Below are 13,752 nucleotides of genomic sequence, written 5' to 3'. Positions count from 1 at the left end.
GTGTAGCCACTGGCCTCTTCCCGGCTGAAGCCGGTCCTACTGACACAGCGCACGACCATTGTGGGACCGGCTTTAGCCGGGAATGCGCCATGTGTCACACCGCGAAATCGAGGGTGTATCCACTGGCCTCTTCCCGGCTGAAGCCGGTCCCACTGACACAGCGCGTGCCCATTGTGGGACCGGCTTTAGCCGGGAATGCGTCAGGTGTCACACCGCGAAATCGAGGGTGTATCCACCGGCCTCTTCCCGGCTGAAGCCGGTCCCACTGACACACTGCGCGCCGTTAGTGGGACTGACATATGCCCACGTCGCGCCTGTTACTGCGCCAACGGGCCCACTTCACGCATCGGCTTGCCACGCACGGGCGCGTCGCCGGCGACGTAGTAGTCGGCGGTGCTGCGCGGCAGCGGGGCGCGGCCACGGATCTTGTCGGCGATTTTCTCGGCCATCATGATCGTCGGTGCGTTGAGGTTGCCGGTGGTGATCAGCGGCATGATCGACGCATCCACCACGCGCAGCCCTTCCATCCCGTGCACGCGGCCCTCGCCATCGACGACAGCCATTTCATCGGTGCCCATCTTGCACGAGCAGGATGGGTGATACGCAGTCTCGGCATGCTCACGGATAAACGTGTCCAGCTGCTCGTCGCTCTGCACGTCGATGCCCGGGCTGATTTCGCGGCCACGGTATTGGTCCAGCGCTGGCTGCTGCATGATCTCGCGGGTCAGGCGAATGCCGTCGCGGAATTCCTGCCAGTCCTGCTCGGACGCCATGTAGTTGAAAAGAATGCTCGGGTACTCACGCGGGTTCTTCGATTTCAGCTGCACGCGACCACGGCTTGGCGAACGCATCGAACCCACGTGCGCCTGGAAACCGTGCTCTTGCACGCCCTTGCTGCCGTTGTAGTTAATCGCGACCGGCAGGAAGTGGTACTGAATGTTCGGCCACTCGAATTCCTCGCGCGAACGAATGAAACCGCCCGCTTCGAACTGGTTGCTGGCGCCGATCCCTTTACCGAGGAACATCCACTCGGCACCGATGGCCGGCTGGTTCCACCACAGCAGGGACGGGTACAACGAGACCGGCTCTTTGCACGCGTACTGCAAATACATTTCCAGGTGGTCTTGCAGGTTCTCGCCAACGCCCGGCAGGTCGTGAACGACCGGAATGTCGAGCTTCTTCAGCAGCGGCGCAGGGCCGACGCCGGAACGCTGCAGGATCTGCGGCGAAGCAATGGCGCCGCCACACAGCAGGACTTCCTTGCGAGCGCGGGCTTCGATGCGGGTGTCGCTGTCGCCCACCATGTAGGCCACGCCGACGGCGCGCTTGTTGTCGAACAGAATCCGGTCGGTCAGCGCGTGAGTGACGATGGTCAGGGTCGAGCGCTTCTTCGCTTCGTCCAGATAGCCACGGGCGGTGCTGGCGCGACGGCCGAACGGCGTGACGGTGCGGTCCATCGGGCCGAAACCTTCCTGCTGATAACCGTTGAGGTCGTCGGTGCGCGGATAACCGGCTTGCACGCCTGCTTCGACCATCGCGGCGAACAGCGGATTGTTGCCCGCTTTAGGCGTGGTCACGCTGACCGGGCCTTCGCCACCGTGGTAGTCGTTAGGGCCGATGTCGCGGGTTTCGGCCTTGCGGAAGTACGGCAGGCAATCGAGGTAAGACCAGTCTTCAAGGCCCGGGTTTTTTGCCCAGCCGTCGTAGTCCATGGCGTTGCCGCGGATGTAGCACATGCCGTTGATCAGCGACGAGCCACCCAGGCCCTTGCCGCGACCGCATTCCATACGGCGGTTGTTCATGTGTGGCTCTGGCTCGGTCTCGTAGGCCCAGTTGTAGCGACGGCCCTGCAGCGGGAACGCAAGCGCGGCTGGCATCTGCGTGCGGAAGTCGGCGCGATAGTCCGGGCCGCCTGCTTCAAGCAACAGCACAGTGACGCCTGCGTCTTCGGTGAGACGGGCGGCGAGGGTGTTACCGGCCGAGCCGGCGCCGATGATGATGTAGTCGTATTCCAAGATAAATCTCCTTGGGAGTTGCAAGCGTCAAGCCTCAAGCTGCAAGAAAAAGCAGCGAGACGGCGCCTGCGAGATTGATGGGGTGAGCGGCAGACCAGGACTGCAGTTGCTTTGTCTTGAGGCTTGCCGCTTAAAACTGCTTCTAGAACACCGACGCGTAGTCGCCCAGCTCAACCTGCACAGACTTGATGCGTGTGTACTGCGCCAGCGAGCTGATGCCGTTTTCGCGGCCCACGCCCGACTGCTTGTAGCCACCGACCGGCATTTTCGCGTCGGATTCGCCCCAGGCGTTGATCCAGCAGATACCGGCTTCCAGTTGATGGATCACGCGGTGCGCGCGGTTCAGGTCTTTGGTCACGATGCCCGCAGCCAGACCCATTTCGGTGTCGTTGGCGCGGCGGATCACTTCCTCTTCGGTTTCGTAGCTGAGGATGCTCATGACCGGGCCAAAAATTTCCTCTTTGACGATGGTCATCTCATCGGTGCAGTCGGTGAACACGGTCGGCGCAACGAACGCGCCGTTGGCCAGCTCACCCTCGGTCAGACGGTCGCCGCCGATCAGCAGGCGGGCGCCTTCTTCCTTGCCCTTGGTGATGTAGCCGAGCACATTTTCCATGTGCGCGAAGCTCACCAGCGGGCCGAAATTAATGGTGTCGTCCTGCGGGTTGCCGACGCGGATGCGTTTGACGCGCTCAAGGATTTTCGCTTCGAAGGCTGCCTTCAGGGCGCTCGGCACGAACACGCGAGTGCCGTTGGTGCAGACCTGACCGGAGCTGTAGAAGTTGGCCATCATCGCGATGTCAGCGGAGCGATCCAGATCGGCGTCGTCGAAAATGATCAGCGGGGACTTGCCGCCCAGCTCCATGGTCACTTCCTTGAGCGACGAGCTCGACGCGCTGGCCATGACTTTCTTGCCGGTCTGCACGCCGCCGGTGAAGGAGATCTTCTCGATGCGCGGGTGCTCGGTCAGCCAGCTGCCGACGTCGCTGCCGGCGCCCGTCAGCACGTTGAACACGCCGTCCGGCACGCCGGCTTCGGTGTAGATTTCTGCCAGCTTCAGCGTGGTCAGCGAGGTGACTTCGCTTGGCTTGAAGATCATTGCGTTGCCGGCCGCCAGCGCAGGGGCGGACTTCCACAGGGCGATCTGGATCGGGTAGTTCCACGCGCCGATGCCGACGGTGACGCCCAACGGCTCGCGGCGGGTGTAGACGAACGAAGTGTCACGCAGCGGAATCTGCTCGCCTTCGATGGCGGGCACCAGGCCGGCGTAGTACTCCAGCACGTCGGCGCCGGTGACGATGTCGACGTATTTGGTTTCGGAGATCGCTTTGCCGGTGTCCAGGGTTTCCAGTTCGGCCAGCTCATCGTTGCGTTCACGCAGGATGTCGACGGCACGACGCAGGATGCGCGAGCGCTCCATGGCGGTCATGGCGGCCCAGATTTTCTGGCCCTTTTCAGCGCTGACGACAGCGCGTTCGACGTCTTCTTGGGTCGCGCGCTGGACCTGGGCCAGGACTTCGCCATTGGCTGGGTTGATAGCCTCGAAGGTCGCGTTGCTGCTGGCGTCCACGTAGCCGCCGTCAATGTAGAGTTTTTGCAGTTCGAAACGGGCCATAAAATCCTCGCAGTAATCTGGGTGGGTGACGACCGAGTGCGCCGTGCGCTGCCTTGGTCGTGATGCCGGCTGCTTCAGCTCGGCGCTTTTGCCAGTTGAAAGTCCATGTACTCGTAGGCGATCCGTTGCGCTTGTTCGGTGTCGAAGGCGTCGCCCGACAGCGCGCCGCGCAGCCACAATCCGTCGATCAATGCCGCCAGCCCTCGGGCTGCGCTGCGTGCTTCATCCAACGGCAATACGCGACGGAACTGGCAGCAGAGGTTGGAATACAGGCGGTGATCATTGATCCGCTGCAACCTGTGCAGCGAGGGCGAATGCATGCTGGTTGCCCAGAAGGCGAGCCAGGTTTTCATCGCCGGACCGTTGACCTGACTGGCATCGAAGTTGCCCTCGATGATCACTTTCAGGTGAGCCCGCGGGCTGTCGTCGTTCAATGCCCGGCGCCGTTCGGCGACGCTGGCGATCAGCGCATTCATCAAGTGGCGCATCGTCGCGGCGATCAGGCCGTTCTTGTCCTGAAAGTAGTGACTGATGATGCCGTTGGAGACCCCCGCCAGTCTGGCGATCAGCGCAATGCTGGCATCGCCCATCCCCACCTGATCGACCGCCGTAAGGGTGGCCTGGATCAACTGTTGACGCCGAATGGGTTGCATACCGACCTTGGGCATCTGTAGGGCTCCTTGATCTGCCGGGTGATCGTGGGTGGCTGGAAACGGCGTTCACTGTAAAGCTTTTTAATTGAACGTTCAATCAACAAAAAGTTGCAGGCGCAGAAAGGCAACCACAAGCTTTAAGCTCCAAACCGCAAGAGTCGAGGCGTGGCGGCCTTTTTCTTGCAGCTTGAAACTTGAAGCTTGCAGCTGCAATCAGCCGTGATTCTTGCCCAGCAATGCGTGGTACAGCTCGCTGTCGCCGAGGATGCCGACCAACTGGTTGTTCTCCTGCAAGACGAGCTTGTTGCCGGTGTGGTAGCGGATCTGCAAGGCGTCGCGCATGCCGATGTCGGAGTGGACAACGGTCGGTTTGCGGCCGAGGCTTTCCACTGACTGGCCCGGCTCCCAGCTTTGCAGATCAAGGGTCGCGCCATGCTGGTGGGCGCCGGTGATGGCGTTGCCTTCAGAGAGATCTATCCACGTGTCGTCGCTCGGGTCCAGGCAGACCTGAGAACCGTTAATGCGCGTGCATTGGGTGATCGGGCGCATCAGGCTCCGGCCGCACAGCACGTTGAGCGGATTGGTGTGGGCGACGAACGTACGCACGTACTCGTCGGCGGGATTGAGCACGATCTCTTCCGGCACGCTGTACTGAATGATCCGGCCGTCCTTCATGATCGCGATGCGGGTGCCGAGCTTGAGCGCTTCGTCCAGGTCGTGACTCACGAACACGATGGTCTTGTTCAGCTTCTTCTGCAGCGCCAGCAGTTCGTCCTGCAAACCTTGGCGGATCAGCGGGTCAAGGGCCGAAAACGGCTCGTCCATCAGCAGAATGTCAGCGTCCATCGCCAGCGCGCGGGCCAGGCCGACCCGCTGCTGCATGCCGCCTGACAGCTCATCCGGCTTCTTGTTGCGCCATTGGGTCAGGCCGACCAGCTCCAGCTTTTCGTCCACCAGTGCGCGCCGCTCTTTCTCGGGGCGGCCCTGCATTTCCAGGCCGAAGCTGATGTTCTCGCGCACCGTCAGCCACGGCATCAGGGCGAACTTCTGGAACACCATGGCAATGCGCTTGGTGCGCATCATCTTCAGCTCGGCGGGGGTGCAGGCAGCGATATTGATCTGCTGCCCTTCGTGCTCGACGAACAGCGAACCGCGGCTGACCGTGTTCAGGCCGTTGATGCAGCGCAGCAGGCTGGATTTGCCCGAGCCGGACAGGCCCATCAGCACGCAGATCTCGCCTTTGTTGATCTCCAGCGTGGCTTTTTCGACGCCGACGATCTGGCCGGTTTTCTTGAGGATTTCGGCCCGCGTAAGGCCCTGGTCCAACAGCTTGAGTGCCTCACGCGGGTCTTTGGAGAAGACGACGTCAACCTGATCGAATTTGATGATGCTCATGCGTCGGTCCTCACTTTGGCGTCCGGTTGTTTGCAGATCCGGTCGAGCATGATCGCCAGCAATACGATCGCCAGGCCCGCTTCGAAGCCCAGAGCGATATCAGCAGTGTTCAGTGCGTTGACCACAGGTTTGCCCAGGCCATCCGCGCCCACCAGCGCGGCGATCACCACCATCGACAGCGACAGCATGATGCACTGGGTGATGCCGGCCGCGATGCTCGGCATGGCGTGGGGCAGCTCGATGCGCGAGAGCAGTTGACGGCGCGAACAGCCGAAAGCTTTGCCGGCGTCGAGGAGTTCTTGCGGGACATCACAGATGCCCAGGTAGGTCAGGCGGATCGGCGCAGCGATCGCGAACACCACCGTCGAAATCAGGCCCGGTACTACGCCGAGGCCGAACAGCGTCAAGGTCGGGATCAGGTAAACGAACGTAGGCACCGTCTGCATCAGGTCGAGGACGGGTCGCATGCAGGTGTAGAACATCGGCTTGTGCGCGGCAATGATGCCCAGCGGCACACCGATCACCACACAGACCGCCGTGGCGAACAGCACCTGCGCCAGGGTCTCCATGGTTTCCTGCCAGTACCCCAGGTTGAGGATCAGCAGGAAGGAAATGATCACAAATGCGGTCAGGCCCCATTTGCGCTGAATGAAGTGGGCAAGCAGGGCAACCAGGCCGATCAGCACGAAGGGGTTGAACCAGGTCAGCCCGCCGGTCAGGCCGTGAATCATGGTTTCCAGTGAGGAAGCGATGGCGTCGAAGGTGCTGGCGCCGTGCTGCGTCAGCCATTCGACGAAGCCGGCGATGTACTCGCCCAGAGGGATTTTATGATCAGTCAGCATGATGTCGGTTGTCCGCGTGCGGGATGAAAAGAGGACAACAGGCGGGCGTACCCGCCTGCCTGTCGAGTTACTTCGTCAGCTCGGCTTTTGCGGCTTCCAGGCCAGGTTTTCCGTCCACGGTGGTGACACCCGCCAGCCAGGTGTCGAGTACTTGAGGGTTGGCTTTCAGCCACGCTTTGGCGGCCACTTCAGGCTTTTTCTTGTCGTCGAGGATATTGCCCATCAGCGCGCTTTCCATTGGCAGGGTGAAGGACAGATTCTTCAACAACTGACCGACGTTGCTGCACTCGGTGGTGTAGCCCTTGCGCACGTTGGTGTAGACGGTGGCTTTGCCGAAGTCGGGGCCGAAGAAGTCATCGCCGCCGGTGAGGTATTTGATCTTGAATCGGGTGTTCATCGGGTGCGGTTCCCAGCCGAGGAACACCACGTCGGTGCTGCGTCGCGAGGCGCGGTCGACCTGGGACAACATGCCGGCTTCGCTCGATTCGACGACCTTGAAGCCTGCGTCTTTCAGGCCGAAGGCGTTCTTGTCGATCATGCTCTGGATCAGGCGGTTGCCGTCGTTGCCCGGCTCGATGCCGTAGATTTTGCCGTCGAGTTCTTTCTTGAACTTGACGATGTCGGCGAAGTCGTGAAGCCCCTTGTCGTACAGCGCCTGGGGAACGGCGAGGGTGTACTTGGCGTTCTCAAGGTTGGCGCGGACGGTCTCGACAGTGCCGGCGTCGCGGTAGGCCTTGATGTCGTTTTCCATGGTCGGCATCCAGTTGCCGAGGAAGATGTCCATGTTCTTGCCATCGGCCAGCGACTTGTAGGTCACGGGCACGGAAATCATCGTGGTTTTGGTTTTGTAGCCCAACGACTGCAGCACGACGCTGGTGACGGCGGTGGTCGCCGTGATGTCGGTCCAGCCCACATCGGAAAAATTGACCATCTGGCAAGCGGCGGGCTCTGCGGCCTGGGCCAGGATAGGAAGACTCAGCGCAACGCCCAGCAACAGCCTTTGTGAACCTTTCATGTTGGACTCCTTTGGTGTTTTCTTCTCGGCATCAACCGCAGCTGATGCGTTTTCTGGTGTCGGCGAGTCAAGTTGGGAAAACAGCTCCATCACTGCGTCTGGCGATTGAGTCGACAACGATCATGTAACAGGGAAAAACAAACGCCTACAGGGGGCGTCGTATCCAGTACACAGGGCGTCGTATCCAGTATCAGTGACGTCGCTTACAGGTTTTTTCCCTGCTCGCCGAATGATTCCCGGGACAAAAGCAGAGTGACGATACGGCAAAAAGTGCCGGAATCGGCAGCCGATCGTGTTCAGGTATCGGTTAAAGCAGACGCGACGTTGGTGGGCATGGGTGAGTCGGTGTGAGACGCCGCCTCGTAAAACAAAAGGCTGATGATGCCGCCATCTCGATGGATCGCTGCTTGAGCGTAGCAGCTCCGTCGCCGGCCGCGCGGCGCGCCGGGAGCCCTGTTTTCGGAGGTTTGCGGTTAATGGCTATCAGCGTGTTCGACCTGTTCAAGATCGGTATCGGCCCCTCCAGCTCACACACCGTCGGCCCCATGCGCGCTGCCGCGTTGTTCGTCCAGGGCCTGCGCGAACGCGATCAGCTAGAGCAGGTGAGTCGCGTTGAAGTGCGGCTGTATGGCTCGCTGTCGGCAACCGGCGTCGGCCATGGCAGCGACAGCGCGGTGATCATGGGCCTGATGGGCGAATGGCCCGATGCGATTGATCCGGGGCTGATCGGTCAGCGCATCGCCGAACTGCGTGAGACCGACACCTTGAAGCTCAACGGCGATCACCCGATCCCTTTCGTCTGGCAGCGCGACATGCTGCTCATCGACGAAAACCTGCCGTTCCATCCCAATGCCATGACGCTGGTCGCGTTCAATGAGCACGGCGAATTTCATCGCGACACTTACTACTCGGTGGGCGGCGGTTTTGTCGTCGATGAAGCCCAGGCCGCCAGTGGCGTGCTGGATCGCGACGAAACCGTGCTGCCTTACGATTTCTCCAGTGCCGATGAGCTGCTGATGCTCTGCGAAACACACGGCTTGCGAGTCTCGCAGCTGATGATGGAAAACGAGAAGGTCTGGCGCAGCGAAGACGAAATCCGTGCCGGGCTCATGCACCTGTGGCGTGCCATGCAAGCGTGCGTCGAGCTGGGCCTGAAGCATGAGGGTATTTTGCCGGGCGGCCTGAACGTGCGTCGTCGTGCAGCGCGTCTGCATCGCAGCCTTCTGGAATTGAACAAGCCGAACGTGATTGGCTCGACGTTGAGCGCGATGGAGTGGGTCAACCTGTTCGCGCTGGCGGTCAACGAAGAAAACGCCGCAGGAGGTCGCATGGTCACGGCGCCCACCAACGGCGCGGCGGGGATCATTCCGGCGGTGCTGCATTACTTCGTCAAATTCAGCGACGAGGTCAGCGAAGCCAACGTGGTCGATTACCTCTTGGGTGCCGCGGCGATCGGCATTTTGTGCAAAAAGAATGCATCGATATCCGGCGCCGAAGTCGGCTGCCAGGGTGAGGTCGGTTCGGCGTGCGCCATGGCGGCGGCCGGGCTGGCGGACATTCTGGGTGCCACGCCCGAACAGCTGTGCAACGCGGCTGAAATCGGTCTGGAACACAACCTCGGCCTGACCTGCGATCCGGTGGGCGGACTGGTTCAGGTGCCGTGCATCGAGCGCAACGCCATCGCTGCAGTGAAGGCCATCAATGCCGCGCAAATGGCCCTGCGCGGCGACGGTCAGCACTTCATCTCGCTGGACCGCGTCATTCGCACCATGCGCGACACCGGCGCCGATATGCACGACAAATACAAAGAGACGTCCCGCGGCGGGCTGGCGGTCAGCGCCGTCGAATGTTGAGTCGGTAACGCCAGCGCCCGGGACAGCCCCGGGACAGGAGCAGGTGCATAAGAGCCGCCTGCTCGCTTTTCGCCCACGCCCCACTGAGCCCGCTACGTTTTGGCGCGCGCTCACTCTTGAGCTGGCGGGATGCCATCCGTACCCATGGTCCAACGCCGACTGTCGATCACCCCGTGCATCGGGTGACACTCCCGGACCGCCCGCCGATTCGATGGTTCACACAAGTGCTACGGAATTGCTCATCCCGCCCGCCGCGCCTGCGCCCCAGCCGTTCCGGGGGTCGCGATTTGAATCGTTGTGTCGCTCCCGAATAGACGCTTCGCGACGTCGCAATCGGGAGTTATTGAATGCCCATTCAACTTTAGGCATGGCATTTGCGTTGCAATGACCAAGCTCTCCGCAGATGAGGGCGATACAACGAGAGCCTCTGCTGAGGCCTTCAACCGTTTTACGCGTGAGGAGAAGTGTGATGACTACGTTCAACTCCGGGGCTCAACCCCAGAACCGTGCGCCCCAATCCATCGGCTTCCTGCTGCTGGACAACTTCACACTGATCTCCCTCGCGTCAGCGGTCGAGCCACTGCGCATGGCGAACCAGCTCTCGGGCCGCGAGCTGTATCGCTGGACCACACTGACGGCGGATGGCGGCCAGGTCTGGGCCAGCGACGGCCTGCAGATCACCCCGGACGCCGCCATGCACAAAGCACCGGTGCTTGACACCGTGATCGTCTGCGGTGGCGTCGGCATTCAGCGCACCGTGACCCGCGAACACGTCAGTTGGCTGCAAAGCCAGGCGCGCCAGTCCCGTCGTCTGGGCGCGGTGTGCACCGGCAGTTGGGCACTGGCCTGCGCGGGCTTGCTGGACGGTTTCGATTGCAGCGTGCATTGGGAATGTCTGGCCGCGATGCAGGAAGCTTTCCCCCGCGTCGCCATGAGCACGCGGCTGTTCACCCTCGACCGCAACCGCTTCACCAGTTCCGGCGGCACCGCGCCTCTGGACATGATGCTGCACCTGATCAGCCGCGATCATGGCCGCGAATTGTCCGCCGCGATCTCGGAAATGTTCGTCTACGAACGCATCCGCAACGAACAGGACCACCAGCGTGTGCCGCTCAAGCACATGCTCGGCACCAATCAGCCGAAGCTGCAGGAAATCGTTGCGCTGATGGAAGCCAACCTCGAAGAACCGATCGATCTGGATGAGCTTGCCGTGTACGTCGCCGTGTCCCGGCGTCAGCTGGAAAGACTGTTCCAGAAATACCTGCACTGCTCGCCGTCGCGCTATTACCTCAAGCTGCGCCTGATCCGCGCCCGCCAGTTACTCAAGCAAACGCCGATGTCGATCATCGAAGTGGCCTCGGTCTGCGGCTTCGTGTCCACGCCGCACTTCTCCAAATGCTACCGCGAATACTTTGGCATTCCGCCACGGGACGAACGCGTCGGCTCCAATACCACGCAGCAGGTGGCAATGCTGCCGATCCCGCAGTCGATCGTTCTCGCACCGTTGTCAGGCCCGCTGTCGGCGCTGAGTCAGGCGCGTAACGAGTCGACGTTTGCGAGTGTGCGGTTGTAATACCGCGGCTGGTACGCAAAGTACGGCCATCACACCTGTGAGTCTGTCCGGGGAGCTCTTCCCCGGCAGAACATGCCCGCCCGGCGTATTTCCTGCCAGTTAGATTGATTCGAAATAGCTCCCCGTCCTGAATGATCGCTCCGGTCAGTTCTGAATGACGGAATCAGGCCCCTGCGGCAAAAGTAGCTAAATTCAAAAAACCATCTCGGTGGCACTGTCATTTCTGACAGTTTTCGTGAGTCGATAGCGCGCGTATAAAAACTTCCACACCCTTAAGGCCTTCGTTGGTTAAGGAATTGGTTTGTGGCAAGGAGCGCTCATCATGAAACTGTCCGTCCTGCTTTTATCCATTGCGCTGGTCTGCGGTTGCACCAGTCAAACAATGCCTCCTCAGAAGAGTCAGAGCGTTAATACATTAGATGGCCCGGCGGTGGCGGCGGCCATTCAGGCGAACTATCAGGACACTCGGCGCAACTGCGGCAGTGAGTCGATGCCGGCGTTTTTATGCTCGGGTGTATTGCTCAGGGCTACTAATGAATCCTTCGACTATCATGCGTGGAACCCCGTACCAGGGAAGCAGGGGGTGTCGTTCTCCTACCTGCGTAAAGACGCGAATTTCGATCACCTGGCCGGCAACATCGACAATGGATTTATCCTCTACCCCACCTTCGCGGCCCCTGCTGGCAAGGACCATCTGCAAGTGCTCTGTTCTTTTCCCATAGATGGTTTCACCTGGATACGGGCTCAGCCGGGTTGCGGCGAAAGCACCCAGTACCCCGGCGTGAGCAAGCGCTGCCAATCGCAGGGCATCTCGACCGCAGAGCAGTGGAAGGCTCATTTCGATAAAGGCCCTTCAGGTGCAAGTCAAAATAATATTTACGGGTATGTCTGTTCATTCGATGTGCGAGATGCGATGAACGAGTTGGGAGCGGAGTCGTTCTATCAATCCCTGCAAGCCATGCACTTGGTGCCGGCCAGTTTGCCACACCGTTATAACGAAATAATGGTTCAGGCATGGGCACAGAACATTCCGACCCGACTTCCCATTCAGGCGTTCTTTTATACAGCGTCGAGTGGGTTGAAGGGCGCAAGGCATGATCAGTGGGATTTCTTCAGGAGTACGGGCGGTGCGTTCATGCCGATCGTTCATATGGCGCTGCCCGCTGCGTCTACAGGAAGCGCCAGTTTTGTGTATTCCCCTGCTGATCAATATTGCCAGCCCGGTGCAACGACCTGCCTGTAACTGGCGTTATGTAGATGACCGTCTTAATGCATGGACTAACGTGGAATGTCTTTGTTGTATGCCGCCAACGCGGGCAACAACTGCTGATCAATCGCCTGGCGCACGGCCGGCAGGATCGTCGCGCTGCCGCTCAGCAGTTTCTCCACCAGCTTGCGCAGTTCGCGGGCGCGATCGTCATTCAGTCCGCGCACCGCCTGGGCGCACGCCTGTTCGGCGCTGAGACCGGAAGGCACGTCTAAACCGATCGCCCTGAGCTGGCTGATCAGGTCGTCCTGGTCGATGAGGTCTGCGTGCATCATGACGTGCGCTCCGTTTTTTCAGATTGAACCGATTCTGGTCGCGCCGATGGTGGCTCGGCAAGTGTCGAGGTTGCGGATGTCTGGCATACACATCACCGTGTCGTTTTCGGCTATGTAACTGTTTAGTTCATTTGGCATAATCCGATCACTTACATTGCGCGGGGTACGGTTTGGTCACCCTCTGGCCCGCGAAAATGCCTCACCCCGGTTTTGTAACGGCTTAACCGGGGATTTTTTTGCCTGTCGTTTGGGCTCCTCCGGTTGTCAGGGCATGAGCGGTCTGCGCAGCTTCAGCTGTTTTGCTAAACTCCGCAGCCTTCCAGGAGCCGCCATGAACTACCGCCACGCCTTCCACGCCGGCAACCACGCCGACGTTTTCAAACACATCGTTCTGACTCGCTTGATCGCACTCATGTCGCGCAAGGAGCAGCCACTCGCTTACCTCGACACCCACGCAGGCATCGGCCTGTATGACTTGCAGGGTGATCAGGCCACGCGCACCGGCGAGTGGATCGAAGGCATAGGTCGTCTCTGGGATGCCGATGACGTGCCTGACATGGCGGCTGGTTACATCGACGCGATCCGCCACATGAACCGCAAGACCGGTGAACTGCGTTATTACCCGGGCTCTCCCGAACTGGCCCGCCGCGTGACCCGCGAGCAGGACCGCGTGCTGCTTAACGAAAAACACCCGGAAGACGGCGCGCTGCTCAAAGACAACATGAAATACGACCGCCGTGTCGCCGTGCACCTGGGAGAAGGCTGGCACGTGCCCCGCGCGTTGTTGCCGGTTCACGAGAAGCGCGCGGTGATGCTGATCGATCCCCCGTTCGAGCAGCTCGACGAGATGAAGCGCTGCTCCGTCGCCCTCAAGGAAACCATCGCACGGATGCGCCAGACCGTCGCCGCCATCTGGTACCCGATCAAGGACCAGCGCGCGCTCAAGCGCTTCTATCAGGACCTGGCCGAAACCGGCGCGCCGAAGCTGCTGCGGGTCGAGTTGTTCGTGCATCCGCTGGACACGCCCAACAGCCTCAACGGCTCCGGCCTGGCAATCGCCAATCCGCCTTGGGGGCTGGAAGAGGAGCTGCGCGAGTTGATGCCATGGCTGGCGAAGAAGCTTGGCCAGACCCAGGGTGACTGGAAGATGGATTGGCTGATTGCGGAGTAACCACTCCTGATTTCCACGGCGTGACGGCTGGCCTCTTCCCGGCTAAAGCCAGTCCTACAAGGGTTACGCGCGGTGTTA

Annotated in this window: 11 protein-coding genes; 4 read left to right on the top strand and 7 right to left on the bottom strand. The window is 60.7% G+C overall.

The genetic code is table 11. From position 1 onward, the window contains the following. Nucleotides 1-317 precede the first annotated feature (317 nt). The 6 genes from betA to M1E04_RS22455 all read right to left on the bottom strand — a co-directional run bounded on the left by betA (nucleotide 318) and on the right by M1E04_RS22455 (nucleotide 7,535). The gene (betA, locus tag M1E04_RS22480) at nucleotides 318-2,015 is read right to left on the bottom strand and encodes a choline dehydrogenase (RefSeq protein WP_296315298.1); all 1,698 of its coding nucleotides are present in this window, start codon (nucleotides 2,013-2,015) and stop codon (nucleotides 318-320) included. A gap of 142 nt (nucleotides 2,016-2,157) precedes the next feature. Continuing rightward, nucleotides 2,158-3,630, bottom strand: a complete 1,473-nt coding sequence (gene betB / locus M1E04_RS22475; RefSeq protein WP_456292066.1) for a betaine-aldehyde dehydrogenase — start codon at nucleotides 3,628-3,630, stop codon at nucleotides 2,158-2,160. 74 nt (nucleotides 3,631-3,704) lie between these two features. After that, nucleotides 3,705-4,298, bottom strand: coding sequence for a transcriptional regulator BetI (gene betI, locus M1E04_RS22470; protein ID WP_065987872.1), 594 nt, complete (start codon nucleotides 4,296-4,298; stop codon nucleotides 3,705-3,707). 198 nt (nucleotides 4,299-4,496) lie between these two features. After that, nucleotides 4,497-5,678 (bottom strand): choline ABC transporter ATP-binding protein, encoded by a 1,182-nt coding sequence (choV, locus tag M1E04_RS22465; RefSeq protein ID WP_065987871.1) that lies wholly within the window; start codon nucleotides 5,676-5,678, stop codon nucleotides 4,497-4,499. Continuing rightward, complete coding sequence (gene choW / locus M1E04_RS22460; RefSeq protein ID WP_192131039.1) at nucleotides 5,675-6,523, bottom strand: choline ABC transporter permease subunit; 849 nt, start codon at nucleotides 6,521-6,523, stop codon at nucleotides 5,675-5,677. Before choW ends, choV begins: the two co-directional genes overlap by 4 nt. A gap of 64 nt (nucleotides 6,524-6,587) precedes the next feature. Continuing rightward, nucleotides 6,588-7,535, bottom strand: coding sequence for a choline ABC transporter substrate-binding protein (locus M1E04_RS22455; protein ID WP_296310337.1), 948 nt, complete (start codon nucleotides 7,533-7,535; stop codon nucleotides 6,588-6,590). 476 nt (nucleotides 7,536-8,011) lie between these two features. Between M1E04_RS22455 and M1E04_RS22450 the strand changes: the two genes are divergently transcribed. From M1E04_RS22450 to M1E04_RS22440, 3 genes are all read left to right on the top strand, one after another. Beyond that, complete coding sequence (locus M1E04_RS22450; protein WP_296310335.1) at nucleotides 8,012-9,388, top strand: L-serine ammonia-lyase; 1,377 nt, start codon at nucleotides 8,012-8,014, stop codon at nucleotides 9,386-9,388. A gap of 469 nt (nucleotides 9,389-9,857) precedes the next feature. Then, nucleotides 9,858-10,961: a choline metabolism transcriptional regulator GbdR gene (gbdR, locus tag M1E04_RS22445; RefSeq protein WP_065987867.1), complete on the top strand. Its 1,104-nt coding sequence runs from the start codon at nucleotides 9,858-9,860 to the stop codon at nucleotides 10,959-10,961. Nucleotides 10,962-11,283: 322 nt separating this feature from the next. Continuing rightward, nucleotides 11,284-12,204, top strand: a complete 921-nt coding sequence (locus M1E04_RS22440) for a halovibrin HvnA (RefSeq protein ID WP_192130970.1) — start codon at nucleotides 11,284-11,286, stop codon at nucleotides 12,202-12,204. A 35-nt stretch (nucleotides 12,205-12,239) separates the two neighbouring features. On the opposite strand, the gene M1E04_RS22435 is transcribed toward M1E04_RS22440, so the two are convergent. After that, on the bottom strand, nucleotides 12,240-12,503 hold the full coding sequence (locus tag M1E04_RS22435) for a hypothetical protein (protein WP_065987865.1): 264 nt from the start codon (nucleotides 12,501-12,503) through the stop codon (nucleotides 12,240-12,242). Nucleotides 12,504-12,834: 331 nt separating this feature from the next. On the opposite strand from M1E04_RS22435, the gene M1E04_RS22430 reads away from it, so the two are divergent. Continuing rightward, a complete protein-coding gene (locus M1E04_RS22430) occupies nucleotides 12,835-13,674 on the top strand; it encodes a 23S rRNA (adenine(2030)-N(6))-methyltransferase RlmJ (RefSeq protein ID WP_192130972.1) in 840 nt (279 codons plus the stop codon). Nucleotides 13,675-13,752 lie beyond the last annotated feature (78 nt).

This window comes from Pseudomonas sp. AK106, from assembly GCF_053903055.1.
Note: the sequence above shows the minus strand (reverse complement) of the source record. Positions and strands in the feature narration are given on the sequence as shown.

What these genes read in the sequence shown, in the direction of transcription:
- betB (WP_456292066.1), bottom strand. Translation starts at nt 3,630, where the DNA reads ATGGCCCGTTTCGAACTGCAAAAACTCTACATTGACGGCGGCTACGTG.
- betI (WP_065987872.1), bottom strand. Translation starts at nt 4,298, where the DNA reads ATGCCCAAGGTCGGTATGCAACCCATTCGGCGTCAACAGTTGATCCAG.
- choV (WP_065987871.1), bottom strand. Translation starts at nt 5,678, where the DNA reads ATGAGCATCATCAAATTCGATCAGGTTGACGTCGTCTTCTCCAAAGAC.
- M1E04_RS22455 (WP_296310337.1), bottom strand. Translation starts at nt 7,535, where the DNA reads ATGAAAGGTTCACAAAGGCTGTTGCTGGGCGTTGCGCTGAGTCTTCCT.
- M1E04_RS22450 (WP_296310335.1), top strand. Translation starts at nt 8,012, where the DNA reads ATGGCTATCAGCGTGTTCGACCTGTTCAAGATCGGTATCGGCCCCTCC.
- gbdR (WP_065987867.1), top strand. Translation starts at nt 9,858, where the DNA reads ATGACTACGTTCAACTCCGGGGCTCAACCCCAGAACCGTGCGCCCCAA.
- M1E04_RS22440 (WP_192130970.1), top strand. Translation starts at nt 11,284, where the DNA reads ATGAAACTGTCCGTCCTGCTTTTATCCATTGCGCTGGTCTGCGGTTGC.
- M1E04_RS22435 (WP_065987865.1), bottom strand. Translation starts at nt 12,503, where the DNA reads ATGATGCACGCAGACCTCATCGACCAGGACGACCTGATCAGCCAGCTC.
- M1E04_RS22430 (WP_192130972.1), top strand. Translation starts at nt 12,835, where the DNA reads ATGAACTACCGCCACGCCTTCCACGCCGGCAACCACGCCGACGTTTTC.